Origin of the sequence: Pedobacter nanyangensis (assembly GCF_003313505.1) — a bacterium.
Classification (GTDB): Bacteria; Bacteroidota; Bacteroidia; order Sphingobacteriales; family Sphingobacteriaceae; genus Pedobacter; species Pedobacter nanyangensis.
Map to the genome: position 1 here is coordinate 32,696 of NZ_QMHO01000015.1, position 23,977 is coordinate 56,672.

Below are 23,977 nucleotides of genomic sequence, written 5' to 3' on the forward strand. Positions count from 1 at the left end.
CTCCCGCATTTGGACTACCCGGGGCAATTACATTTTACTCCAAGTGGTGCCCTCTTTGCTGTCTTTTAATTGTATCCCGATGTTTTGTAATCCGACACGAATAGAATCCGAGGTAGCGTAGTCCTTATTCTCTTTGGCTTCCTTACGCAAAGCGATGATCATTTCAAGCACTTCATTCATATCAGTATTACTGCTTTCCTCATCTTTCAGGCCAAAAATATCAAACACGAAATCATTGATCAAGGCTTTTAACTCTTCCAATTCAGCTGTGCTGATTTTTGCTCCGCCATCATAAACGGTATTGATGATTCGAGCTGCTTCGAATAATTCTGCAATCGCCACCGGACTGTTAAAGTCGTCGTTCATCGCATTCACACATTTTTCTCTAATTGGGGCTATAGCAACATTCCCGTTGGCCGAAGCCGTTAATTTTGGCAGCAAGGCAACGGCGTTCATCAGCCTCCTAAAGCCTTTTTCCGAAGCGTCCAAAGCATCGTTACTAAAATCAAGGGTACTACGATAATGGGCCTGTAGCATAAAGAACTTTACGGTCATTGGACTGTAGCCCTTACGCAACAGCGGATGGCTGCCCGTGAAAAGCTCATGTGGTAAAAAACCATTGCCGGCCGACTTGGACATACGGGTACCGTTTACGGTTAGCATATTGGTATGCATCCAGTATTTAGCAGGTTGATGGTTAGCACACGCTTCTGATTGTGCGATTTCATTGGTATGGTGCGTAGCCGCCAAATCCATTCCGCCACCGTGAATGTCAAATTCGTTGCCCAGATATTTAGCGCTCATGGCCGAACATTCGATATGCCAGCCCGGGAAGCCCATGCCCCAAGGCGATTGCCATTGCATTAATGTTTCTGGTTTTGCTTTTATCCAAAGGGCAAAATCCAACCGGCCTTTTTTATCGTTCTGACCACTTAATTCACGTGTATTTTCCAACAGCTCTTCCAACTTGCGGTTAGTTAATATCGTGTAATTATATTTTTCACTATATTTTTCTACATCAAAATAAATCGTTCCGTCTATTTCATAAGCATAACCGTTGGCCAAAATGGTTTTTATCATTTCAATTTGCTCAATAATATGCCCCGTAGCTGTTGGCTCAATACTTGGTGGCAGGGTGTTAAACATCCTCATCACCTCGTGGAAACCCAAAGTATATTTCTGCACAATTTCCATAGGCTCCAGCTGCTCCAATTTTGCACGTTTTGCAAATTTATCATCGCCTTCATCTCGATCGCCTTCCAGGTGGCCGGCATCGGTAATGTTGCGCACATACCGCACCTTGTAACCACTATAGGCAAGGTAACGGAAAATCAGATCGAACGAGATAAAAGTACGACAGTTACCCAAATGCACATCACTATAAACGGTTGGCCCACAAACGTACATGCCTACGTGTGGCGCATTTAGGGGTTCAAAAACTTCCTTTTTACGGGTAAGCGTATTGTATAACTGTAAAGCTTGTATCATGGTTGCAAATGTAAAGTTTTTAGAGCTTAATATTCATCATCACTTTCTAATGAAAAATTTAATCTCAAATCGCTTCTTACCGGGAAATGGTCTGAAAGCTTTTCCCTGGAAACATGGTGATTGATGACATCAAAATCTTTGGTAGTGGCAATATAGTCTATCTGGAAATTAGGGAATGCACCATTATAGGTTTTACCAAAGCCACTGCCCTTTTCGATAAAAGCATTTTTTAGGGCGCTGGTAATTTGGGTAACGCAATAGGAAGCTGGGGTATCGTTAAAATCTCCAGCAATTACAAAAGGGAGCTTACACTGCTGCATTTCGGCCTTCATGATTTTCACCTGTTCGCTCCTTCTTTCAAATGCAGATTTGAGCATACTGGCAATTCTTCTGGACGATTTATATTCCGTATTCATTTTGGAGGTAACCTTGTCAATGTAATCGTAATCTTCCTTTTGGAAAGAAATGGACTGAAAATGCACATTGTAAACCCTAAAAAGCTGTCCTGCCACTTTAATGTCGGCATAAATACTTCCATTGCCTGGTATTTGGCTAAAGGGTACTTCGCCTTTATTGTCGATAGGATAACGGGAAAAAATGGCCAAGCCAGCCGCTTCGTAATTATTGTCCACAGAAGGCACAAAATAATAATATCTCAGCTTAACTCTTTTTTTAATGCTGTCTATCAAATCAAATTCGCCCCTGCGCCGAGTAAAAAACTCCTGAAAGCAAATTACATCGGGATTTTGGTCTTCGATAAGTTTTAGGATCTGATCTCTGGTAGAGAGATTATTGTTTTCGCCATACTTTTTAAACTGGTGTACGTTGTAGGTCATTAGCCTCACGTAGTGTTCACTTTCTTTTACGGAGGTTCCTTCTTCTCCAAAAAACTGATACGTAGCATTCAAAGGTTTCCATCCAAGGCCCATAATGGCCAAGGTAACCAAGCTGAAGATGAGCCTGCGACGGAAGGCCCAAAAAACAGCAAAAACCAAGTTAGCAACCAAAAAGAAAGGATATGCCAAGCCTGCAAAGGCTATCCAGATATCATTTTTTGGATCAGTTTGCCCGGCAACCATCCCCAACGCCAGCCCCATTACTGATAGTATGGCAAAAAAGAGCATAAATTTGTCGAAAACGGAAAGTTGTAGTTTAGGCATCAGCTTTTACTTGCATCAAATAAAGTTTGTTTTTCTTTAGCGGTAAGATTTTCGTAACCGCTTTTGGAAATCTTGTCTAATATGGCGTCTATCTCCGCCTGATTCACCGGGTTTGCTTTTCTTTTTGGAGCTTCGTTTTTTACCACTTTTAATTTGGGCTTTTTTATCAAGAAAGCACTCAAATCGGTACCATTCTGCAAAAGTTTAACATAGGCAAACCCAAAAAGAGCGCCACCTAAATGGGCCAAGTTCCCGCCTATATTGCCCGAGCCCGGAGTGGTCCCTATCACATCTATAATGATATATACTAAAAGCAGATATTTCAATTTCACGTCCCCAAATAATATCAATCGGACACTGTAATTGGGAACAAGGGTAGTTATTGCACTAAAAATGGCCATTACCGCCGCAGAAGCTCCAATTAAAATGGAGCCGTTTGGATTTAGCTGCGGACTTAGGTTATAAATGAGGGCAAAAGCTAAAGCGCCCAAAACGGCTCCGCCCCAATATACCACCTGAAACTGCCTTGGCTTTAAAAAATCAAGAAACAAATTTCCCATCCAGTATAACCACAGCATGTTAAAAAGGATATGGAAAATATTTTGATGCAGGAAAGCATAGCTGACCAAAGTATAAAAACGGGTAGGCCACTGGCCCATATCAGATGGGAATGCCAGATATTGTGCCACCAGAGAATCCACCACTCCTCGGGTAAATAAATTGGCAAGGCCCAATAAGAGGAATATGGCCACGTTTACGCCAATGTAAAACATGGCGGGATTACCCGAAGATAAATCCTTGAAGCTACTGTTATTCATAATAGTCGTAAAACCTGTCTTTATCTTTCCATAGTTTAACCAAAATAAAACCGATGAGCGCTCCGCCCAAATGGGCAAAATGAGCTACCGAATCGCCTTGTATGCGTGCCACGCCCAAGAATAATTCTATAACGATATAAATGGGGATAAAATATTTTGCTTTTATAGGAAAAGGAATAAACATGAGCATTAGCTCTACGTTTGGATACAGCACTGCAAAAGCTGTCATCACGCCAAAAACTGCCCCTGATGCGCCAATCATTGTTCCAAAATAGATAGAGAACAATGTAGAAGCGGTACTTTCGGTATATTGAGCTGGGTTAAACCTGCCTTCTGACAGTGATTCAAGCGGCAAATTTCCGGGATTTACTATTGAACCTGTAATTTGGTACAGCTCAATCCCCTGAACAACCCATTGCAGGGCCAAAGCACCTAGCCCAGTAACCAGGTAAAAATTGATAAACCTTTTTGGTCCCCATTTCTGCTCCAAAATGCCGCCGAACATAAATAGCCCGAACATGTTAAAAAATAGATGCATGAAATTGCCGTGCATAAACATGTAGGTAATGGGCTGCCAAACACGGAACTTTGGAGAGTCGAAATAGTGTGCCCCCAAAAGTTCATCTAAATCAACCTGATTGCCTAATACCAGCTTAGCCAAAAAGAAAATTCCGTTGATGATTAGCAGGTTTTTGACTACTGGTGGAAGATGAATGTTATTCATGGTTATTTTTCAAATTTTTGTGCCAACTCAGCCAAGGTAATGGTTTGAATTGCGGGTTTACCACTGATACTAAAGTTAGGGCTTTTGCAGGCAAAAAGTTCATCAATTAAGGTGTTCATTTCCTGCTGACTTAACGCTGTACCTGCCTTTATGGCACTGTTTCTGGCCAAGCTTCTTGCCAAAGCATCTCTTTTGGTTAATTTTAATTCTTGTTGAGAGTTTTTAAACCCTTCTATCAGGTGTTCAAAAAGCTGGGTTTCGTTAATATTTGTACTGCCCAAATCCACAGGGATACCTTCAATCACTAATGTATTTTTCCCAAATTCCCGTACATCAAAGCCTAAGCTCTTGATATCGTCCAACAAACTTTTTGCCAATTCAAAATCACCAGGGCTTAAAGTAACCGTTTGCGGAAATAAGCTTTGTTGCGATGCCCCCTTGCGATCTTCCAAGTGCAGCAAAAAACGTTCATACAAAATACGTTCGTGAGCGGCTTGTTGGTCAATGAGCATTACACCTGATTTAATTTGCGAAACAATGTAACGATTATGCACCTGCATGTACTGCTTGCTTGGGGCAGCAGCCAAAGTTTCCTCCTCTTCCGCCTCTCCCAAATCAATACTGGTTTGCTCGGCTTGCTGAAAATTGGCGATTTCATACAAAGAACCCCAATTCTGAGCTTTTTCTTTCGGATGGTACTGTTCCTTGAAATAGGTTTCCTTAACCGCTGGCTTACTGGCACCAAAAGGATTAAAGTTTGGATTAAAGGAAATACTAGGCGGCACGATATCTTCCGGAGCTTTTGGCGTAATCATATTGCTGAAGGCCGTCTCTTGGTTAAAATCCAAGGTGGGACTGATGTTGAATAGGCCCAATGATCTTTTCACGGCCGAATGGATAATGGCATAGATGGACTTTTCATCCAAATATTTAATCTCCGTTTTGGTAGGGTGAACGTTTACGTCAATTTTAGCAGGGTCTATATCAATAAAAAGCACATAAAGCGGAAAGTTATCCTCAGGCAACAACTCCTGATAAGCTTTATTTACCGCATGGTTTAGGTAATTGTCCTTAATAAACCTGTCGTTCACAAAAAAGAACTGCTCGCCACGGGTTTTCTTCGCAAATTCAGGTTTCCCAATATAGCCTTTAAGGTTAATAATAGTGGTTTCTTCTTCTACCGGAATTAAACGTTCATTATAATTGTTGCCAAATAGGTGTACAATGCGCTGTTTGATGGTTGCTACCGGTAATCTATAAATTTCATTCCCATCATGGTGCAAGCTAAAAGAGATATGTGGCTTGGCCAAGGCTACACGCTGAAATTCGTCGATAATGTAGCGCATCTCCGTTGGATTGCTCTTCAAGAAATTACGCCTTGCAGGTGTATTGTAAAACAAGTTTTTAACACTAATACTTGTGCCGTTTGGGGTGCCTACCGGTTCCTGTACAACAACTTCTGAACCCTCAATTTGCACCAGTGTCCCCACCTCGTCTTCATGGCGTTTGGTTTTCATCTCCACCTGCGCTATGGCCGCAATAGAAGCCATGGCTTCGCCCCTAAATCCCATGGTGCGAATGGCGAAAAGATCCTCGGCTTTACGCACTTTTGAAGTAGCATGGCGCTCAAAGCACATACGGGCATCTGTTACGCTCATCCCGCAGCCGTTGTCTATCACTTGAATTAATGCCTTCCCGGCATCCTTAACAATCAGCTGTATCTTATCGGCCCCTGCATCCATGGCATTTTCCAATAACTCTTTTACTGCCGAGGCTGGCCTCTGCACCACCTCTCCTGCCGCTATTTGGTTGGCTACGCTATCGGGTAAAAGTTGTATAATATCAGACATCTATTTTGTTAAGTAAAGCCGCTAATTTAACGAAAATAAGCCTTACAAAAGGAGCCTGTTTTCAGTTAACTGATACTAAATGACTTAATATTTACGATTTGATCTATAATGGAGGAAGGAAAGTTTTTTTGATGGATTAAATGGCTAGCTAACACCATTGAGTTTGTTAAATAAAAAATTTCGCCCGCTCGCTAAACCATTCCCTACAATTCACCATCTAACCAACCATCTACATAAAATTGTAAAATCTTAACATAGGTCAATACAAACTCGGTTTAAAATTAAATATCTTTACACTAACTATAAATTAATCAACAATGAAATTAAAAATCACTTCTATTTTAGCCTTAGCTCTTGTGGCTAGCTTTTCTTTTTTCGCCTTTAAGCCAAAGGCTGATGTTTACACCGTAGACGTTACCAAATCTACCATCAACTGGGAAGGTAAAAAATTCTCGGGTTCACACACAGGTACTGTTGCCCTAACTTCCGGAACTTTGGGGTTTAATGGTAAAAAATTAGTAGAAGGTGGTTTTATAGCAAATATGACTACTATCCAAACCCTAGATGGCGGTAAACCAAGTCCTAATTTAGACAAGCACCTGAAAAATGATGACTTTTTTGGTGTTGAAAAATTCCCTGCAGCTAATTTTGTAATCAAAAAAGTAGAAGGTAATGGCACTGATGTAAAAATTACCGGCGATTTGACCATTAAAGGAAAAACCAATCCAATCACTTTTCCAGCAAAACTTACCTGGAATGCGGATAAAACGGTTACCGCAGTGGCTGAGAAGGTTGCTATAGACAGAACCAAATATGGTATCGAGTACAAATCCAAGTCTATCTTCAGCAGCATAGGCGACAACTTCATCTACGACGAGTTTACCATTGACGTAAAATTGGTGGCAAAAAAATAACCTCCTATTAAATAGATATTTAGAAAATCCGAGTATTACTCGGATTTTTTTTGTTAAATAAATTAATGTAACTTTATGTAAATCCACTTACGAAATATATACCTTCGCAGCGGTTAACAACGTATTTCATTAAAGCCCGATGCAACAAACACCCTCTTCTAAGATTAACCTCCTTGTCATTGATGATGATGACATCAATATCTTTATCATCAGTAAAATTGTTGAGAAAACCGGGTATGATGTAGAGATATGCGCCAAACATAATGGCCAGTTAGCCATTGACTATATCAAGGATTTAGTTGATAGCCAACAACCACTGCCCCAACTGGTATTGATCGACATCAATATGCCTATCCTTAACGGGTGGGAATTTATTGAAGCTTTTGAAGCGCTAGGACTCAAAGCCACCAATGACATGTATATGCTTTCCTCGTCTGTTTACGAAAACGATATTGAGAAGGCCAAAAGCTATAAATCAGTGAAAGGCTTTATTTCAAAGCCCTTGTCAATTGACCGGTTAAAAGAACTGCTTGCCGCCATAGATTAAACGATGATAAACTTATCATCCTGTAGTTCTACAAAAGCTTGCGTTTTAGATTTGGAATGGTAAAAAAGGCACTTCCAATGATCGGCTGCGGCCCTATGGCCAAACTCATCCCTTAATTCCATGGCTTTACGGCCATCGTAATCATACTTGGCCACAAATTTCCTGATAAGCTCCTCGGGCTCTGGCAAAACATCGCCGCCAAAAAACACCTTGTCATCCCCATCATCAATTAAAAAAACCTGATGATAAGGGCAATGCGCTCCCGTAAATTCATAGTTGATTTCGTTGGTAAGCTTGCCACTATCTTCGATCAAATGGATTTGGGCGTTACGCTGTACAAAATCAAAAATATCGGTATGGTAAGATGATGACTTACTGCTAAACGCCGTTTCCCACTCTCCTCTTTGCATGACATAAGTGGCATTAGGAAAACTCAATTCCATTTTGCCATGATGGTGGTGCACCATGCCGCCCGAGTGGTCAAAATGCAAATGTGACATCAACACCAGCTCAACATCATCCGGATCGAAACCCGCCTTTTTAATATTTTCGTGCAAATGCAGCTTGCCTTCTTCGTTGCTATACCCTAAACCAGTATCCAATAACAACAAACTGTTTTCGAGCTTAACCAAAAAAGGCTGTACATGGATAAATAACGATGCGGGCCTATCCTTTGGATTATCCTTGGCAGGATCAAATGGAATAAATTTTTTACTGGCATCTACCGAATATGAACCCTCTGATAACGTGAAAACTTGAATAGCCATCTTTTTACGAAAGAAAATTTAATGATATATTTACGGGTTACAAATATAGAGAACAAGGCAACGCTTTTTGTAATATTAATGCAAACAAGCTCGTTAAAAGATCAAATATCAATGGAGAAACGGTGGGTAATTACGGATAATATTGAACAGGAAACAGTTGAGGAACTTTCCCATCAGTTAACGATAGATAAAAGTTTGGCCGAGATCTTGGTTAAAAGAGGTATTCGCACTTTTGAGGAAGCCCGATATTTTTTCAGGCCGCAACTAGGCTTTTTGCACGATCCTTTCTTGATGAAGGATATGGAACGGGCTATAGATAGAATTGAAAAGGCCATCCAACTTAACCAAAACATTTTAATTTATGGCGATTATGATGTGGATGGTACTACCGCAGTAGCACTTACCTACCAGTTTTTCAGCCATTTCACCAGCCATATCAATTTTTACATCCCCGACAGGCATGTAGAAGGGTATGGTATCTCTACACAGGGGATTGATTATGCCCATGCCCATGGCGTAAATTTGGTAATTGCACTGGATTGCGGCATCCGTTCCAATGATAAAATTGCCTATGCCAATAGCCTGGGGATTGACTTTATCATTTGCGACCACCACTTACCTGGTGATGAACTACCCAATGCGGCAGCAATATTAGATCCCAAGCGCAACGACTGCGAATATCCGTTTAAGGAGCTTTCAGGCTGTGGCATTGGTTTTAAGCTTGCCCAGGCCTACTGCACACTTAAAAACCTTCCGGATGCGCTGTATGAGCAATATCTTGATTTATGCATGGTAAGCATTGCTGCCGATATTGTCCCCATTGTTGACGAGAACCGGGTTTTAGCTTATTACGGCCTTAAGAAACTCAACGAAAATCCTTCTACCGGACTAAAATCGCTCATGCAGATTGCGGGTAAAACAGAAAATTACTCCATTACCGACGTGGTGTTTATGTTGGCCCCACGCATTAACGCCGCCGGCAGGATGGGACATGCCAACGAAGCGGTAAAGATGCTGTTGAGTGCAGAGGATTTTATTGCAGACGAGCAGAGTTCGTTGATCAATGTTCAAAATACCGAACGTAAAAGTTTTGATCAGCATATTACCCACGAGGCCTTGGCCATGATCGAACAGGATGAAGTACTGATCAATCGAAAAACAACCGTAGTGTTTCAAGAAAGCTGGAACAAGGGAGTGATTGGCATTGTGGCATCTAGGCTTACCGAAAAATATTACCGCCCCACCATTGTACTTACCGAATCGAATGGAAATTATACCGGCTCGGCACGTTCGGTAGTTGGCTACGATTTATATGAAGCATTGGTAGAATGCAGTGATTTATTGATCCAATTTGGGGGGCATAAATATGCTGCTGGGCTGACCATTAGCCCCGAGAACTTGCCCTTATTTTCAGAGCGATTTGAGCAGGTGGTTTCTAAAAGCATTGACCCAGCATTGCTCATCCCCGAAATTAATATTGATGCCACGATTGATTTTGCACAGATCAATGCCAAATTCTTTAGAATACTAAATCAGATGGCGCCCTTTGGACCACAAAACATGGCTCCAATATTTACTACCCACCAGGTAATTTTGGCAGGCACCCCGCAAATTGTAGGGACAAATCACCTAAAAATACATGTAAAACAACAAAATTCAACTATTTTTGAAGCTATTGGTTTTAACCTTGGAGAATTTGAAAAATTGTTAAAACCAAACCAAGTATTTTCTATTTGTTATACGATAGAAGAAAATAATTGGAGAGACAAAAAACGTTTGCAACTAAACATAAAAGGAATTAAGATTGAAGAGTAAAGATGAAAGAACAAGGAGCAAAGATTTAGTTCCCGCCTTAAATCTTCATTCGTAAATCTAAAATCGTAAATATAAATGATTTTAAAAGCCGAGCATCTCATTAAAAAGTATAAACAGCGTACCGTTGTTAACGATGTTTCATTTGAAGTAAGCCAAGGGGAGATTGTAGGTTTGCTTGGACCAAATGGTGCCGGAAAAACCACCTCATTTTACATGATTGTGGGGCTCATTAAGCCCAATGAAGGCCATATTTTTTTAGATGGCGAAGATATTACCAAAGATCCCATGTACCGAAGGGCACAAAAGGGAATTGGCTATTTAGCACAAGAGGCCAGCGTTTTCCGCAAGCTATCGGTAGAGGACAACATTATGGCTATTTTGGAAATGACCAAGCTCAACAAGGAAGAACGCAAGGAAAAACTGGAAGAACTGCTTACCGAGTTTAGTTTACATAAAGTACGCAAAAACCGTGGCGATTTACTTTCGGGAGGGGAGCGCCGTAGAACAGAGATTGCCAGAGCATTGGCGGCAAGCCCTAATTTTATTCTGTTGGATGAGCCCTTTGCCGGCGTTGACCCCATCGCCGTGGAAGAAATCCAAAGCATTGTGGCCAAACTTAAGAAAAAAAATATTGGCATTTTAATTACCGACCATAACGTACAGGAAACACTTTCCATTACCGATAGAGCATATTTACTTTTCGAAGGAAAAATCTTGGAATCAGGCACGCCAGAGGTATTGGCGGCCAACGAAATGGTAAGGAAGGTTTATTTGGGTTCGAACTTCATTCTACGCAAAAAAAATCTATAAGTAAAACTGATGGCGATAGTAAATTCTATTTTTACGTGGTACATGAAAAAGCGCATCCATCAGATTGAGCTTTTTATGAAATACCCCCTAGATGTACAGGATGAGTGGCTGCATACCTTGATCTCGAGTGCCGAAAATACAGAATGGGGCAAGCTGTACGACTACAGATCGATATTGAATGTGCAACAATTTAAGGAACGGGTACCCATTCAAAACTACGATACGTTAAAACCTTATATCGAGCGCATGCTCCAAGGGGAACAAAATATCCTTTGGCCATCAGAAATTAAGTGGTTTGCCAAGTCATCAGGTACAACCAGTGATCGAAGCAAGTTTATCCCAGTATCAGAAGAGGCTTTGGAAGAATGTCATTTCAAAGGTGGCAAAGACATGCTCTCTATCTATTGCAACAACCGGCCAAACACACAGATGTTTACCGGAAAAGGCTTGGTTTTGGGCGGAAGCCATCAAATCAACCAGCTTTGCGAAGATATTCACTACGGAGATTTATCGGCCGTATTGATCAAAAACCTGCCCATTTGGGCCGAATATTACAGAACGCCTGATATGTCTATTGCCCTGATGGATAACTATGAGGAAAAAATGGACCGCATGGCCGAAGCTACCATCAGGGAAAACGTCACCAATATTTCTGGCGTTCCTACCTGGACCATTGTACTGGCAAAAAAGGTGATGGAACTTACCGGAGCTAAAAACCTCATGGAAGTTTGGCCCAACTTGGAAGCTTATTTTCATGGCGCGGTGAACTTTGGTCCTTACCGCCAACAGTTTAAAGAGCTTATTCCTTCGCCCGAGATGTATTATCTAGAAACCTACAACGCATCTGAAGGTTTCTTTGGCATACAAGATCAATCCTATTCAGAAGAGCTGCTTCTGATGCTGGATTACGGGGTTTACTATGAATTTCTTCCTTTGGAAAATCTGGAGGACGAAAACCCTAAAACCCTGTCGCTAGAGCAAGTTGAACTGCATAAAAACTATGCCGTTATCATCAGTACCAATGCAGGTTTATGGCGCTACATGATTGGTGATACCGTACACTTTACTTCTTTATATCCTTTTAGGATTAAGATTAGTGGCCGCACCAAGCATTTTATCAATGCCTTTGGAGAAGAAGTGATTATCGACAATGCCGAGAACGCACTCACCAAAGCCTGTGCTGCTACCAACGCCAAAATTAAGGATTATACCGCCTGTCCGATTTATTTTAACGGCGACGAGGCTGGAGGCCACGAGTGGATCATTGAATTTGAACAGCAGCCTTCCAATTTCGAACAGTTTATAGATGTTTTGGACCAAACCCTACGTGAGGTAAACTCTGATTACGATGCCAAACGTTTTAAGGATATGGCCTTACGACGCCCCAAAGTGCACAATGCCCCGCAAGACACTTTTTATAACTGGATGAAAAACCGTGGTAAACTGGGCGGGCAACACAAAGTGCCACGCCTGGCTAATAACAGAGCGTATGTGGATGATATTTTGAAGATGATGTAGTTGAAAACAAGCTATTTGGAATTACTGTTATTTTAGGTAAATTTAAGTGAACAACCAAAAAAACAGACCATGAAAACAGTTCAACAAATTTTCGACAATAAACCCTTGCAGATTTTTAGCGTTACTGCTAACACTTCGGTTTTAGATGCCCTAAAGTTAATGACCGAAAAAAACATCAGTGCATTGTTAATTATGGAGGATGAACAATTACTTGGCATTTTCACCGAGCGTGACTATGCTCGAAAAATTGTTTTGCAGGGCAAGGCATCCAAAAACACGCCTATTAGCGAAGCGATGACGGCAAACCCAATTACGGTAACCCTAGCCCATAGCATTGACTCCTGCATGCAGCTCATGACCGATAGGCATATTAGACATTTACCTGTAGTGGCTGATTACAAGGCTGTTGGCATGGTTTCTATTGGCGATGTGGTTAAATTTATCATTGCTGACCAAAAACAGACCATTTCGCAGCTGGAAAGTTATATTAGCAGTTAATCTTACACTTCTTCAGGGGCGATAAACCTATCGCTAATTTCTGGCATAGGAAGCATGCAGATTTCCTGCTTGCCCCATATTCTATAGCGATTTTTGGCAATTAAATCATATAACCAGTCCCTGAAAAACTTAGGGATAATAATGAAAAAATATAACCACCGAAAATATCCCAATTGCTTCGAAATATATAAGATCGCCGATGATTTATGATATACCCGACCATTTTGGAGCAAAAAAATGCTTGAAAGCTTATCAGCATCTAAACCATACGGAGCCAACATTTGCTTGGCAGTTTCACTCTGTAAAGATGCAAACTTAAAAATACCAGTTGTATCATATTTGATAATAATCCATGCGCTCATTAAAGAAAATATCGCCAAAGAAATTCTCATTAAAGAGCTAAAAGCCAAAATAGAGGCACTTATGGGCAATAGATAAAGCAATCATCAATTTTGATTGTCCACAAAAAATGGGGAGTTAATCTCCCCATTTCCATTCGCCAGCAATTTTTAGTGGCTCTTTAAGTTTTTGACTTTCCAGGAATGCTTTCAAATCGGCATCAGAAAACCTTGTTACCGGAATAGTAGGTGTGTTGGCCAAGGCATAAGTTAACATGGCCGAATAACGCACGGTATTTTTCATGCCCTGTTCATCCACTAGGTGAAAACCATCACCATCAGAATGATAAAAAGGTCCTGAGTTATTTGGCAACTTACCGCCAGCACCTCCACCCGTTGGAATACCTTCTAACATAAAGGGTTGATGGTCGCTATGCAAGCCCGCTCCAGCGTGGAAAAGATTTTTAAAGCCTGTATCAATTTTCACCACTTCGGCTCCCCAGCTTTTAAACAAAGGTTCCATTTCTTTTCTCGAAGTAGAAAATCCCTTAGGGTCATTGGTCATATCGTAGTTTAACATAAAGCGTACCTGACCCAAAGTTTTATCTTTTAAGCCTTGGGCAACATAGGCTTTTGAACCTAGCAAACCTTGCTCCTCGCCCATGAACATCACAAATTCAACGGTACGTTTAGTTTGTAGGTTCAACATTTTAAAAGTTCTGGCCATATCAATGATAGAGAAAGAGCCAATCCCGTTATCAATAGCACCAGTGGCCAAATCCCAGCTATCCAAATGTCCACCTACCACAATTTTTTCATGGGGTAAAGTAGTGCCTTTTAAAGTAGCGATGACGTTTCTGGCTTTGATCATTCCCGAAAAATTGGTCATTGCAATTTGTGCGAACTGTGGTCCCGATTTCAGCTTTGCCTTTAAAGCCGTTCCGCTCTCCAACCCTATACAAACCGCCGGAATAGGGATTAATTTACCTGTAACGGATGCCGTTCCGGTAAGCAATACGCCACCTTCTACTTTGTTGATGATGATGACACCAGCGGCACCGTATTTAGTGGCAATAGCCGTTTTTTCGGAGCGGTGTAAAGAAGCCGTGCCTGCCGGAGAGCCTGGCAATACGCCTATATAAATCAAGGCAATTTTACCTCTTACGTTATCCTTTATAGATTCGTAGTCGGCCTCTAAACCATTTCCTACATCTATGATCTCCGCCGTAACATTTGCCCTTACTGGCGAATGTGCTAAGGTAACGGCTTTAACTGGCGACAAATTCGTTCTATCGCCACCAATTTTAACCGATAAGGTTTTTCTGTCCCAGCTTTCTACTTCAAATGGCTGGTAACGTACGTCGAAACCGTATGATTTCAGAAGATTGAAGGCAAATTCTTCGGCCTTTGCCCCATTGGCAGAGCCTGTTAGACGATGTCCAATTTTATCGGTGGCACTTTTTAGGTTTTTGTAGGCCTGGGAATTTGATTGTACTTCGGTATTAATTTGCTTAAAAACGGTAGAAAAGTCTTGAGCCCTTGCGCTTAAAACAGCACAAGCTAGACCTGCAATAAGGGTAATTTTTTTCATTGAGTTTGTTTAGATTTCGCTAAATGAAATTACCATTTTATTATTACAACTATTGTGTATCGTTTAAATTTTACAATCTGCTCTTGGCTGTCTCAGTTAGTTTTGGTCTCTTACTGATTAGACCCAAATCTTCATTTCGACGACCGAAGGAGGAGAAATCTGCCTGGTAGATTGCTTCGCAAAGCTCGCAATGACGTGTATAGGAGCGTCATTGCGAGAAGGTACGACGAAGCAATCTCATTCATTCAAATTTCGTCATCGTACTCTATCTCCCTACGGTTGAAATGGCGGATGCAGCTTCCAAATGACTGGGTAAGGCTCGGAGGCGATCTCCATAAGGCTTCCAGATGACCTGGATAAGGCTTAGAGGTGATCTCCATAAGGCTTCCAGATCACCTAGGATAAGGCTTGGAGGTGATCTCCATAAGGCTTCCTGATCACCTGGATAAGGCTTGGAGGCGATCTCCATAAGGCTTCCTGATCACCTGGATAAGGCTTGGAGGCGATCTCTATAAGGCTTCCAAATGACTGGGTAAGGCTCGGAGGCGATCTCCATAAGGCTTCCAGATCATCCGAAGACTAGTGGCCACGCCATTTGATTTGACATACGACGTTGGTTGGAATAAAAGAGTAGGTTGCTTAATTACTCGGTGGAGGTAAGAAAGTCTTCTCACTTTGTTTCTTGGTATAGTATCTGATCACAAAGAAAGCGCCCAAACCCACTGCAAAGAACAACCAAAACCTGGATAGGAACAAAATAAACTCTTTGAAATACATCCAACCATCTACAAAATTCAAAGCCAACCTGTTAAAAAACCCTGGTTGATAATCGTACAAGTTATCATTTGCTACAGTCATCGTCTTAACCGTGTTGTCTTGATAAAAGTTAAGCGTAATGGTGCTAAATTTAACTTGCTTATCAATACTCAGGTTTTCGATTTTCTTGTTCACATAATCATCCTTAATGTAAAGCGAGCTTTCTACGTTACTTCCCTTTTTCGTAGCTACCTTTTTAATTTGCTCCACCGCTTCTTGCCTATTGGCCGATTTCATGGAGTTTTCCAGATAAGCTAAGCTTTTATCTTCCATTTTCAACGACTGGTTATCTACAAACACGGCCATACCTGCAATTTGGTCCGTAAATTCATCCAATTCCGCAGATGGGATTCGGGCTACCAGATAACCCTCTTTACGATAAGAAGTGATTTCCTTGAGTGAATCAGCACTTAGTTTCACTTTATCCGTTTTTTGGATCGTGCTATTCAAGGAAAACTCCATCACCAAGCCACCTTGTTTTTTAATGGTATTGCTCAGTTCAGCTTTGGTGCGCTGCACATCTTTAACCCTAAAACGCATATCAGCGGTTTTGGTCATTTTTTCTACCAATTGGTTGTTGGATACGGTATCTAAAGCTGCTGTAGCGGTATAATCGGCGCTTTCAGCTTTATGTTCGGCATTACAGCCCGCAAATACAATTGCAGCCAATGCCACGATGGCAAAATGTCTTTTCATTTTGTTAATAGGTTTTAAGTGTTTGAACTTATCCTTTCACAAAATTGTCTTAAGCATGCTATTTCCTTAAGGCCGACAATTTGTTTCGAGGTGTAATTTGATCTCTTTTTAGCTTAATGCTAAAAATGGTTGAAGGTAACCCATTTCAGTTTGCAGTTTTTTAGTTCGCAGGTGGTAGTAAGCAAAAAAATCCCTTCACAGCATCGCTACGAAGGGATTTCGTTATGTATAATTTTCTTAAATTATTTCGCGTTCAAAATTTTAAATGTGGTTACACAGCACATTACAAAACCTAAGGCCAAAATAGCCCAAGAAACTAGTGAAAGCGTTAAAGAATCAAAAGCGAAGCGTAAAAATACACCAATTACAGTTACCACTGCCCATAAAGCAAGTGAAGAATAAATAGCCGAATCATTGGCTGTTTTCATGCTGTTTTCTCTGTCTTTAGCATCCATGTTTTATCGTTTTAATTTTGTCCTGCGCAAAAATAATATTTCTTCTATAAAAACTACTATGGTTTAGTAACTTTTAAGTTTTTCTAAGCGTTGTTTCGCTTTTTCCTGCTCCGTAAATTTTCCTTCTTTGTAAAGCAGTTTCTCCCAATCGCCGTACATCGGATTTGGGAGTACGATGAACTTGGTTCCAAACAAGTGCTGATGGGCATCTACCTGCTCTTTGGTATTCTTTCCTTCTCTATAAAAAACATTCGAAAAATCGCTTAAATTATCACCACACAATAGCAAAACATTATATTTTTCCAATACTTTATTTCTTCTTTCCTGTTTATCAGAGGTAGTGCTTTTGGTCATTACATGTGCCTCGTCTACGTAAGGGAAACCAAGTCTTTTCAAATTCTCTATGGTCGCTTTTCGGTCAGCCTCATCACGGTTGGTGATGTAAAAAGTCTCTACGTTTTTGCTCTCGGCAAATTTCAGGAACGACAGTGCACCGGGCACGGTATCTGCCATGGCTTTAGAGGTCCATTCGGTCCAGTGTGCGGGCACATAACTCACCCCGTGTTGAATTTCATAGCCTTGAAAACGGGAATTGTCTATGATCGTCTCATCTGCATCTACAATAACGCAGTTAGGCTTGCCATTCTGGTTTTCCCATAGTGCCTCTTTTAAAGACAATCTGGCGAAGTTATAGGCTTGAAAGGCCAAAGCCCTATACTCGCCACTATATTGCTGCCAAAGTACCGCATTTGTCCAATCTCTTTCAGGTGCCACTCCCTTTTGTGCTGATACCAATACTGGAAAGGCAAATAGGGCAATGATTAAAAATCTCAATCTCATATCACATAAGTTAAAAGTCAAAAGTAGGAAGTTAAAAGTTAAAAGCCATAGCTTGTTAACAAGTGACCAATCATATCAATAAAAAAAACCTCACCGAAAGCGATGAGGTTTTTTTATTATAGGTCTTTGTCCAATGAACCATTGAACTAATGAACCAAAATTATCCGTTTAATGCTGCCGCACCACTTACAATCTCAGTAAGCTCGGTAGTAATGGCGGCCTGACGTGCCTGGTTGTAAGCTAATTTCAACGATTTCAGCAAATCACCTGCGTTTTCTGTTGCTTTATCCATGGATGTCATACGAGCACCATGCTCAGAAGCATGAGAATCTAACACCGCTTTATACAACTGGATTTTGATAGATTTAGGAATTAATTGGGTTACAATTTCTTCTTTGCTAGGTTCCAAGATATAGTCTACGTTAGTTTCCTTAGTGCTAGCTGCTTCTTCAGATTTTGGAAGAGGTAGTAATTGTTCGGAAGTTAAAACCTGAACAGCTGCATTTTTAAACCTGTTATAAACTACTTCTACACGGTCATATTTACCCGCTACGAAACCTGCCATAATCGCCTCAGTAATTTTAGTTACGTTCTCGAAAGACAAATCAGCGTAAACTTCATTATTGTTGCCAATTACATTATAATTACGTTTTTCGTAAAAATCCTGGGCTTTTTTACCAATAGCAACAATACTTACGTTACCTTTCTTCAGTTGCTCGCTGTATTTCTCAGCAATTAAGTTGTTAGTGGTTTTAATTACGTTCATGTTAAACGCACCAGCTAAACCTCTGTTGGAAGATACCGCAACGATCAAAACTTTGTTTGGTTCCCTTTCTTGGATAAACGGAGAGGTAGAACCTTCCAAACTTGCCGAAAGATTTCCCAAGATCTCTTTCAATTTAGTTGCGTAAGGACGTAATTGAATAATCGCATTAGTAGCACGTTTCAACTTCGCAGCCGATACCATTTTCATTGCCTTGGTAATCTGCTGGGTTGACTGCACAGAGGCAATACGATTTCTTACTTCTTTTAAATTGGCCATTTGTTAGTATTTAGTACTTAGTAATTAGTAGTTAGACCGAAATCTAAATCCCAATCCCAAACACTTATAATTTAGTTAGCTACTTAGTAATTAGCAATAGACCAAAATCTAAATACTAACTACTAAATACTTATATCTAATTAATATTTACTTGAAATTTCTTTTGCTACCGTTTCCAATACACCGGTAATTTGGTCATCAAATTTACCAGCTTTTAAGGCTGCTAAAGTTTCTGGATGACGTAACTCCAATGCTTGTAGATAATCGGCTTCAAATTCTTTTACCTTGTTGATCGGCACGTTACGCATCAAGTTTTTAGTACCTGCATAAACAATAGCCACTTGTTTCTCTACCGTAAATGGAGAGAATTGAGCTTGTTTCAACATCTCTACGTTACGAGCACCTTTATCCAATACAGATTTGGTAGCCGCATCTAAATCAGACCCGAATTTAGAGAAAGCCTCTAACTCACGGTATTGTGCTTGGTCTAATTTCAAAGTACCAGCAACCTTTTTCATGGATTTGATTTGTGCGTTACCGCCTACACGTGATACCGAGATACCTACGTTAATTGCCGGACGGATACCTGAGTTGAACAAGTTCGACTCCAAGAAAATCTGACCATCGGTAATTGAAATTACGTTAGTAGGGATATATGCAGAAACGTCTCCAGCTTGAGTTTCGATAATTGGCAATGCCGTTAATGAACCACCACCTTTTACCAAGTGTTTAATTGATTCTGGCAAATCGTTCATGTTTTTAGCGATATCATCGTTAGCGTTGATTTTCGCAGCTCTCTCCAACAAACGTGAGTGTAAGTAGAAAACGTCACCTGGGTAAGCCTCACGGCCCGGAGGGCGTTTCAACAATAAAGATACCTCACGGTAAGCCACGGCCTGTTTAGACAAATCATCATAAACGATTAACGCCGGACGGCCAGTATCACGGAAGAACTCGCCAATAGCAGCACCAGCAAAAGGCGCATAGAACTGCAATGGAGCTGGCTCAGATGCACTAGCCGAAACCACTACCGTATATGGCATTGCACCGTTTTCTTCCAAAGTACGTACAATGTTAGCTACAGTACTTGCTTTTTGGCCGCAAGCTACGTAGATACAAAATACAGGTTGACCTGCTTCGTAAAATTCTTTTTGGTTGATGATGGTATCGATACAAACCGCAGTTTTACCAATCTGACGGTCGCCAATCACCAACTCACGCTGGCCACGACCAATTGGGATCATCGCATCGATAGCTTTGATACCAGTTTGTAGAGGCTCGTTTACCGGTTGACGATAGATTACCCCAGGAGCTTTACGCTCTAAAGGCATCTCAAATGTTTCGCCAGCAATAGGTCCCTTACCGTCAATGGGCTCACCTAAAGTGTTTACCACACGACCTAACATGCCTTCGCCAACTTTAATAGACGCGATTTTTTTAGTACGTTTAATGGTATCACCTTCTTTGATCTCGTCTGATGGGCCTAACAATACCACACCCACGTTATCTTCCTCAAGGTTCAATACAATTCCTTGCAAGCCGTTAGCAAACTCAACAAGCTCGCCACTTTGAACTTTAGTTAAGCCGTAAACACGAGCAATACCATCGCCCACTTGCAATACAGTACCAACTTCTTCAAGTTCAGCTTCTGATTTGAAGCCGGCCAATTGCTGTCTGATAATTGCCGAAACTTCGTCTGGTCTTACCTCTACCATAATTTTATGTTATTTTGATATCTTTTTGTAAAATGTAATCTCTTACTCTTTTGTTATTTCAGTCCCGCTTTACACTTCAATCTGTTTTATCCTTCGACAAGCTCAGGATGACAAACAGGATTTTCGTTTCAATCGGGTTTATATTAATGCTGCTGTAGTTCTTAGTTTAGTTCAGTATCCTTCAAAGTTTCCTGTCTAAATACTAACTATTGAACACTAAAATCTAATTAGCAAACTCCTTTTTCAGTTTGGTTAAGCCACTGGCAATGCTCGCATCAAATTGCTTGTCACCTACTTTAAGGATAAAGCCCCCAATCAAATCAGCGTTTACCTTTTCCTTAATCAGCACTTGGCTAGCATTCAATTCTTTTTTCACAAGGCTAACCACCTCTGCTCTGTTCGCATCAGTAAGTGGGCTTGCCGAAGTCACTTCAGCAGTTACAATACCGTTAATGGTGTTATATTGTTGTACAAACTGTTTAGCCGTATCAAACAAGATCGCTGAACGACCTTTGTTCACTACCAATTTAAAGAAGCTTTGGGTAATGGCATGCACTTTTCCAGCAAAAATACCATCCAAAATGCCTTGCTTCTTATCCGAAGGTACAATCGGGTTTTTAAGGATCGCCTCTAACTCCGAATTGTCATCCACCACTTTTTCAAAAAACACCATATCATTCTTCACCTCTTCTACGGCATTTTGCTCCTTAGAAAGGTCTAACAATGATTTCGCGTATCTAGCTCCTGCTTTACTTGACATATATTGTAGTTGTAAGTTGTAAGTGGTAAGTTATAAGTTGCTTAAAACATTAAGCACTAAAACCTAAAACTTAAAACGTTATACTTATAACTTAGTTTAATTCAACGTCCTTTAACAAATTGTTCACCAACTCTTGTTGCTTCGCTTTGTCATCTAATTGGCTACGCAATACACGCTCTGCAATATCCAACGACAATGCCGAAACTTGGCCTTTCAATTCTGCCAAAGCGGCTTTCTTTTGGTTTTCAATTTCGATACGAGCTTTCTCGATCAATTTCGCCCCTTCAGTTTGCGCTTGCGTTTTTGCCTCGTTAACGATGCTATCTTTTAATGTTTTAGCTTCTTTCAAAATTTGGTCACGTTCTTCACGAGCTTGTTTCATCAACTCTTCGTTCTGAGAACTTAAACGAGCCATCTCTTGTCTAGCTAGTTCAGCTTTATTTAAAGCTTCATCAATGCTTTTTTCACGATCGTGAATACCTTTCATGATTGGTTTCCAGGCAAACTTGCCCAATAAAAACACCAACACCAGGAAAGAAATAGTATTCCACGCCAATAAACCAATTTCAGGAACTAATAAATCCATTGTATATATATAATATTTTTTCTTTGTTAAACTTTCTTTTAAATAAGCACCTTAGCGGCAACCCCGAAAAGGTGCTTATCTTAAAATCTTTCTTTGATTATTTTGCGATCAAAGAAACTACTACCGCGAATAAAGCAACCGCCTCGATAAAAGCAGCAGCGATAAGCATAGCAGTTTGAATTTTTGAAGCGGCTTCTGGTTGACGAGCAATTGATTCCATTGCAGATCCACCGATTTTACCGATACCTAATCCAGCGCCAATTGCAGCTAAGCCTGCGCCGATTGCAGCTAATGTTCCAGTCATTTTTCTGATTTATTTATTATTGTTTAACAATTATGTTCTAATTAATGGTGCTCTTCTACCGCCATACCAATAAATAGCGCCGATAGAATAGTGAATATAAATGCTTGGATAAATGCTACCAAGAACTCGATCAAACCGATGAATACCGCAAAGAAAATTGATGCTGGCGCTACAGCGATTGAGTTAAAGATAAAAATCAAGCATAGTAAAGACATTACCAAGATATGCCCAGCTGTAATGTTTGCGAACAAACGAATCGCTAGTGCGATAGGCTTAGTAAACATACCGAAAATTTCTACAGGGATCATCAATGGTTTTAACCACCATGGCACTGGAGGGTTTAAAATGTGTCCCCAGTAATATTTATTTGCTTTAAAGGTAGTGATTAAGAAGGTAGCAGCAGCCAAAACCACAGTTAAAGCAATGTTACCTGTTACGTTGGCACCTCCCGGAAAGAAAGGGACCAAACCTAACATATTGTTTAACCAGATGAAGAAAAACACCGACAATAAATACGGCATGAAAGCAGCATATTTATGGCCTAAGTTTGGCCTGGCGATATCATCCCGTACAAAAAGAATGATAGGCTCCAAGAAAGACTGAATACCTTTTGGCGCTTTGCCAGCTCTCTTTTTATAGCCTGCTGCAACCGTAGTAAAAATGATTACCAATACTACAATTGACAGCAACATACTGAATACATTTTTGGTCACCGAAAAATCCAAAGGACGTGCATTGGTCACTTTCTCTTCCCCTTTTTCATCCGTTACGTGCGAAACATAAGAACCGTGAGCATCTGCAGTAGCATTTGCGTAGTAAATTTTATTATGGGCAATGGCAAAACGCTGACCATTTTTTTCAACCACAACTTTACCAGCATCATCAAATTGAAAAGCAGATGAGCTAAAGGTTACCAAACCGTTGTCAGTCCAAAGAATTACGGGCAAGTGAAGGGTCAAACCATGGTCGCCATGTCCCCAAATGGTAAAAAAGTGGCTATCACTAATGTGGTGGAAAATAAACGAAGTAATATCAAATCCCTTTTCTTCTTTTCCATGTGCCTGGTCGTGTGCCGCAGGGGCACTCACTTCATGACCTTGAGCGGCCACGCTATCAGCTTGTGCAAAAGCAGCAGTTCTAAAACCTAAAAACACAGAAAAAAGCGTAAAAACAACAATTAGCCTCTTAACTTTTGACACAAAAACTCGGTTATAATCCATTTACTCGCAGATTTTTACTATTTATTTTGGTGGCGCAAGTTACGTAACAAACCTAATATTTCAAAGAGGCTAAACAATAAATATAAAGAAAAAAAATTGAGGGCAAAAGCCAGATCGCCCTTGGCTTGTTTCAAGCTGTAAATCAGCACAAAAGCCATAGCGAATAACATTTTGAGGATTACGGAGCCTAAAATTGCAAAAACACCAATTTGCGGATTTCTTTCGATGCCAAAATGAGCCAACAGATAGGCAATTAAGGTTAGCCCGGCCAAAAATCCAAAAACTAGCCAAAACTGACCAGCAATAATGCCCGGCAACAAACTCTTCAGCAATATCGCTACTCCGGCAAGTACTGATGTATAAATAAAGTAGGCAACAATAAATTTTCTTAAGCTCAAAATGTTTCTTTTGGGACAAAGTTAATCATTGGCCTTATTATTTACGATTTGTTCTTATTTAACGATCGCACGACTTGATATAGCGAAGCAGCAACCCCAACTATACCCAGTATGGCGGTAAAAAGAAAATTTTCCTCGCCCTGATGTTCATCTATTTTATAGCCAACAAAAGCAAACACTCCAATGGTGGCCATCATTTGGAAAGCCAGGCCTGTATATTTGGCATAGCTAAATGCGGTTTTATCTTTCTCCTCTCCCATAGTTTGGCTAACATTTGGTAAATTACATTTCAAATATTAAGATTATA

General features: G+C 40.5%; 25 protein-coding genes. 6 read left to right on the forward strand and 19 right to left on the reverse strand.

What is annotated here, in order from left to right; all coding sequences use genetic code 11:
* Positions 1–27 precede the first annotated feature (27 nt).
* From cysS to mutL, 5 genes are read right to left on the reverse strand one after another with little or no spacing between them, the layout of a single operon-like run.
* Complete coding sequence (gene cysS, locus DUT71_RS18125; RefSeq protein WP_113663962.1) at positions 28–1,488, reverse strand: cysteine--tRNA ligase; 1,461 nt, start codon at positions 1,486–1,488, stop codon at positions 28–30.
* A gap of 26 nt (positions 1,489–1,514) precedes the next feature.
* On the reverse strand, positions 1,515–2,648 hold the full coding sequence (locus tag DUT71_RS18130) for an endonuclease/exonuclease/phosphatase family protein (protein ID WP_113663963.1): 1,134 nt from the start codon (positions 2,646–2,648) through the stop codon (positions 1,515–1,517).
* Positions 2,648–3,466: a rhomboid family protein gene (locus tag DUT71_RS18135; RefSeq protein ID WP_113663964.1), complete on the reverse strand. Its 819-nt coding sequence runs from the start codon at positions 3,464–3,466 to the stop codon at positions 2,648–2,650. The genes DUT71_RS18130 and DUT71_RS18135 overlap by 1 nt, the downstream gene beginning before the upstream one ends.
* Positions 3,459–4,190: a rhomboid family intramembrane serine protease gene (locus DUT71_RS18140; protein WP_113663965.1), complete on the reverse strand. Its 732-nt coding sequence runs from the start codon at positions 4,188–4,190 to the stop codon at positions 3,459–3,461. Before DUT71_RS18140 ends, DUT71_RS18135 begins: the two co-directional genes overlap by 8 nt.
* A gap of 2 nt (positions 4,191–4,192) precedes the next feature.
* A complete protein-coding gene (gene mutL, locus DUT71_RS18145; protein ID WP_113663966.1) occupies positions 4,193–6,040 on the reverse strand; it encodes a DNA mismatch repair endonuclease MutL in 1,848 nt (615 codons plus the stop codon).
* Between the two features lie 317 nt (positions 6,041–6,357).
* On the opposite strand from mutL, the gene DUT71_RS18150 reads away from it, so the two are divergent.
* Positions 6,358–6,954: a YceI family protein gene (locus tag DUT71_RS18150; RefSeq protein WP_113663967.1), complete on the forward strand. Its 597-nt coding sequence runs from the start codon at positions 6,358–6,360 to the stop codon at positions 6,952–6,954.
* Between the two features lie 139 nt (positions 6,955–7,093).
* On the forward strand, positions 7,094–7,501 hold the full coding sequence (locus DUT71_RS18155) for a response regulator (protein ID WP_113663968.1): 408 nt from the start codon (positions 7,094–7,096) through the stop codon (positions 7,499–7,501).
* On the opposite strand, the gene DUT71_RS18160 is transcribed toward DUT71_RS18155, so the two are convergent.
* Entirely contained in the window at positions 7,498–8,268 is a 771-nt protein-coding gene (locus DUT71_RS18160) for an MBL fold metallo-hydrolase (RefSeq protein WP_394341151.1), read from the reverse strand. The two genes, DUT71_RS18155 and DUT71_RS18160, sit on opposite strands and share 4 nt — an antisense overlap.
* 111 nt (positions 8,269–8,379) lie before the next feature.
* On the opposite strand from DUT71_RS18160, the gene recJ reads away from it, so the two are divergent.
* From recJ to DUT71_RS18180, 4 genes are all read left to right on the forward strand, one after another.
* Positions 8,380–10,083, forward strand: a complete 1,704-nt coding sequence (gene recJ, locus DUT71_RS18165; protein WP_113664008.1) for a single-stranded-DNA-specific exonuclease RecJ — start codon at positions 8,380–8,382, stop codon at positions 10,081–10,083.
* 75 nt (positions 10,084–10,158) lie between these two features.
* Positions 10,159–10,893: an LPS export ABC transporter ATP-binding protein gene (lptB, locus tag DUT71_RS18170; RefSeq protein ID WP_113663969.1), complete on the forward strand. Its 735-nt coding sequence runs from the start codon at positions 10,159–10,161 to the stop codon at positions 10,891–10,893.
* A 9-nt stretch (positions 10,894–10,902) separates the two neighbouring features.
* Positions 10,903–12,411 (forward strand): GH3 auxin-responsive promoter family protein, encoded by a 1,509-nt coding sequence (locus tag DUT71_RS18175; RefSeq protein ID WP_113663970.1) that lies wholly within the window; start codon positions 10,903–10,905, stop codon positions 12,409–12,411.
* A 69-nt stretch (positions 12,412–12,480) separates the two neighbouring features.
* Complete coding sequence (locus tag DUT71_RS18180; protein ID WP_113663971.1) at positions 12,481–12,909, forward strand: CBS domain-containing protein; 429 nt, start codon at positions 12,481–12,483, stop codon at positions 12,907–12,909.
* Positions 12,910–12,911: 2 nt separating this feature from the next.
* Here the strand turns inward: DUT71_RS18180 and DUT71_RS18185 are convergent, their stop codons facing one another.
* The 13 genes from DUT71_RS18185 to DUT71_RS18245 all read right to left on the reverse strand — a co-directional run bounded on the left by DUT71_RS18185 (position 12,912) and on the right by DUT71_RS18245 (position 23,930).
* Positions 12,912–13,301 (reverse strand): thiol-disulfide oxidoreductase DCC family protein, encoded by a 390-nt coding sequence (locus tag DUT71_RS18185; RefSeq protein WP_162796111.1) that lies wholly within the window; start codon positions 13,299–13,301, stop codon positions 12,912–12,914.
* An 85-nt stretch (positions 13,302–13,386) separates the two neighbouring features.
* Positions 13,387–14,838 carry a M28 family peptidase gene (locus DUT71_RS18190; protein WP_113663973.1) on the reverse strand — a complete coding sequence of 484 codons (1,452 nt, stop codon included), beginning with the start codon at positions 14,836–14,838 and terminating at the stop codon, positions 13,387–13,389.
* A 639-nt stretch (positions 14,839–15,477) separates the two neighbouring features.
* Complete coding sequence (locus DUT71_RS18195) at positions 15,478–16,350, reverse strand: DUF4349 domain-containing protein (protein WP_240186983.1); 873 nt, start codon at positions 16,348–16,350, stop codon at positions 15,478–15,480.
* 242 nt (positions 16,351–16,592) lie between these two features.
* Complete coding sequence (locus tag DUT71_RS18200) at positions 16,593–16,805, reverse strand: hypothetical protein (protein ID WP_113663974.1); 213 nt, start codon at positions 16,803–16,805, stop codon at positions 16,593–16,595.
* A gap of 63 nt (positions 16,806–16,868) precedes the next feature.
* The gene (locus DUT71_RS18205; protein ID WP_113663975.1) at positions 16,869–17,645 is read right to left on the reverse strand and encodes a 5'-nucleotidase, lipoprotein e(P4) family; all 777 of its coding nucleotides are present in this window, start codon (positions 17,643–17,645) and stop codon (positions 16,869–16,871) included.
* Positions 17,646–17,805: 160 nt separating this feature from the next.
* The gene (gene atpG, locus DUT71_RS18210) at positions 17,806–18,687 is read right to left on the reverse strand and encodes an ATP synthase F1 subunit gamma (protein ID WP_113663976.1); all 882 of its coding nucleotides are present in this window, start codon (positions 18,685–18,687) and stop codon (positions 17,806–17,808) included.
* A gap of 140 nt (positions 18,688–18,827) precedes the next feature.
* Positions 18,828–20,402, reverse strand: coding sequence for a F0F1 ATP synthase subunit alpha (atpA, locus tag DUT71_RS18215; RefSeq protein ID WP_113663977.1), 1,575 nt, complete (start codon positions 20,400–20,402; stop codon positions 18,828–18,830).
* A 223-nt stretch (positions 20,403–20,625) separates the two neighbouring features.
* Positions 20,626–21,162: an ATP synthase F1 subunit delta gene (atpH, locus tag DUT71_RS18220; protein ID WP_113663978.1), complete on the reverse strand. Its 537-nt coding sequence runs from the start codon at positions 21,160–21,162 to the stop codon at positions 20,626–20,628.
* A 91-nt stretch (positions 21,163–21,253) separates the two neighbouring features.
* Positions 21,254–21,748, reverse strand: coding sequence for a F0F1 ATP synthase subunit B (locus DUT71_RS18225; protein ID WP_113648462.1), 495 nt, complete (start codon positions 21,746–21,748; stop codon positions 21,254–21,256).
* Between the two features lie 97 nt (positions 21,749–21,845).
* A complete protein-coding gene (gene atpE, locus DUT71_RS18230) occupies positions 21,846–22,052 on the reverse strand; it encodes an ATP synthase F0 subunit C (RefSeq protein ID WP_010601523.1) in 207 nt (68 codons plus the stop codon).
* Between the two features lie 41 nt (positions 22,053–22,093).
* The gene (gene atpB / locus DUT71_RS18235; protein WP_317048856.1) at positions 22,094–23,251 is read right to left on the reverse strand and encodes a F0F1 ATP synthase subunit A; all 1,158 of its coding nucleotides are present in this window, start codon (positions 23,249–23,251) and stop codon (positions 22,094–22,096) included.
* A 38-nt stretch (positions 23,252–23,289) separates the two neighbouring features.
* Positions 23,290–23,670 (reverse strand): hypothetical protein, encoded by a 381-nt coding sequence (locus DUT71_RS18240; protein WP_113663980.1) that lies wholly within the window; start codon positions 23,668–23,670, stop codon positions 23,290–23,292.
* A gap of 41 nt (positions 23,671–23,711) precedes the next feature.
* A complete protein-coding gene (locus DUT71_RS18245; protein ID WP_113663981.1) occupies positions 23,712–23,930 on the reverse strand; it encodes an AtpZ/AtpI family protein in 219 nt (72 codons plus the stop codon).
* Positions 23,931–23,977 lie beyond the last annotated feature (47 nt).

Coding starts and splice junctions, on each gene's coding strand:
- atpG (WP_113663976.1), bottom strand. CDS start 18,687: ATGGCCAATTTAAAAGAAGTAAGAAATCGTATTGCCTCTGTGCAGTCA.
- DUT71_RS18155 (WP_113663968.1), top strand. CDS start 7,094: ATGCAACAAACACCCTCTTCTAAGATTAACCTCCTTGTCATTGATGAT.
- DUT71_RS18180 (WP_113663971.1), top strand. CDS start 12,481: ATGAAAACAGTTCAACAAATTTTCGACAATAAACCCTTGCAGATTTTT.
- DUT71_RS18150 (WP_113663967.1), top strand. CDS start 6,358: ATGAAATTAAAAATCACTTCTATTTTAGCCTTAGCTCTTGTGGCTAGC.
- DUT71_RS18130 (WP_113663963.1), bottom strand. CDS start 2,648: ATGCCTAAACTACAACTTTCCGTTTTCGACAAATTTATGCTCTTTTTT.
- DUT71_RS18140 (WP_113663965.1), bottom strand. CDS start 4,190: ATGAATAACATTCATCTTCCACCAGTAGTCAAAAACCTGCTAATCATC.
- DUT71_RS18185 (WP_162796111.1), bottom strand. CDS start 13,301: ATGAGAATTTCTTTGGCGATATTTTCTTTAATGAGCGCATGGATTATT.
- DUT71_RS18175 (WP_113663970.1), top strand. CDS start 10,903: ATGGCGATAGTAAATTCTATTTTTACGTGGTACATGAAAAAGCGCATC.
- DUT71_RS18135 (WP_113663964.1), bottom strand. CDS start 3,466: ATGAATAACAGTAGCTTCAAGGATTTATCTTCGGGTAATCCCGCCATG.
- DUT71_RS18245 (WP_113663981.1), bottom strand. CDS start 23,930: ATGGGAGAGGAGAAAGATAAAACCGCATTTAGCTATGCCAAATATACA.
- mutL (WP_113663966.1), bottom strand. CDS start 6,040: ATGTCTGATATTATACAACTTTTACCCGATAGCGTAGCCAACCAAATA.
- atpE (WP_010601523.1), bottom strand. CDS start 22,052: ATGACTGGAACATTAGCTGCAATCGGCGCAGGCTTAGCTGCAATTGGC.
- DUT71_RS18225 (WP_113648462.1), bottom strand. CDS start 21,748: ATGGATTTATTAGTTCCTGAAATTGGTTTATTGGCGTGGAATACTATT.
- lptB (WP_113663969.1), top strand. CDS start 10,159: ATGATTTTAAAAGCCGAGCATCTCATTAAAAAGTATAAACAGCGTACC.
- cysS (WP_113663962.1), bottom strand. CDS start 1,488: ATGATACAAGCTTTACAGTTATACAATACGCTTACCCGTAAAAAGGAA.
- DUT71_RS18160 (WP_394341151.1), bottom strand. CDS start 8,268: ATGGCTATTCAAGTTTTCACGTTATCAGAGGGTTCATATTCGGTAGAT.
- DUT71_RS18200 (WP_113663974.1), bottom strand. CDS start 16,805: ATGGATGCTAAAGACAGAGAAAACAGCATGAAAACAGCCAATGATTCG.
- atpH (WP_113663978.1), bottom strand. CDS start 21,162: ATGTCAAGTAAAGCAGGAGCTAGATACGCGAAATCATTGTTAGACCTT.
- DUT71_RS18195 (WP_240186983.1), bottom strand. CDS start 16,350: ATGAAAAGACATTTTGCCATCGTGGCATTGGCTGCAATTGTATTTGCG.
- atpA (WP_113663977.1), bottom strand. CDS start 20,402: ATGGTAGAGGTAAGACCAGACGAAGTTTCGGCAATTATCAGACAGCAA.
- DUT71_RS18205 (WP_113663975.1), bottom strand. CDS start 17,645: ATGAGATTGAGATTTTTAATCATTGCCCTATTTGCCTTTCCAGTATTG.
- DUT71_RS18190 (WP_113663973.1), bottom strand. CDS start 14,838: ATGAAAAAAATTACCCTTATTGCAGGTCTAGCTTGTGCTGTTTTAAGC.
- recJ (WP_113664008.1), top strand. CDS start 8,380: ATGGAGAAACGGTGGGTAATTACGGATAATATTGAACAGGAAACAGTT.